This window comes from Halomonas sp. ND22Bw, assembly GCF_003011945.1.
Classification (GTDB): Bacteria; Pseudomonadota; Gammaproteobacteria; order Pseudomonadales; family Halomonadaceae; genus Halomonas; species Halomonas halophila.
This window is the reverse complement of the sequence record NZ_PXWD01000457.1, coordinates 1-331: the sequence shown is the minus strand read 5'-3', so window position 1 is coordinate 331 and position 331 is coordinate 1. Positions and strand designations below refer to the sequence as shown.

Genomic DNA, 331 nt, shown 5'->3' with positions numbered 1-331 from the left:
CTCGCCGAACGCCTCCACGGGCGCCGTAGCGCGATCAGAGAGGGCATCTGAACCGCGCCGGGTTTCCCGGAGGCTCCTGATCTTGCGAGGATGGAGCCATGACGAAGCGAACCCCACCCTTTTCCCCTGAAGTCCGCGAGCGCGCCGTGCGCATGGTGTTGGAGCACCAGGGCGAGCATGATTCCCAGTACGGTGCGATCCGCTCGATTGCCGCGAAGATCGGCTGCTCGGGCGAGACGCTGCGGAATTGGGTACGCCAAGCCGAGCGAGACCAGGGCCAACGAGCGGGTCCGACGACGGACGAGCGCGAGCGGATCAAGGCGCTGGAGCG

1 protein-coding gene is annotated in these 331 nt (G+C 67.1%); it reads left to right on the top strand.

The features are described 5' to 3' along the window. Nucleotides 1–98: 98 nt before the first annotated feature. On the top strand, nucleotides 99–331 hold a 233-nt coding region (locus CVH10_RS18915), incomplete at its 3' end, for a transposase (protein ID WP_146143074.1).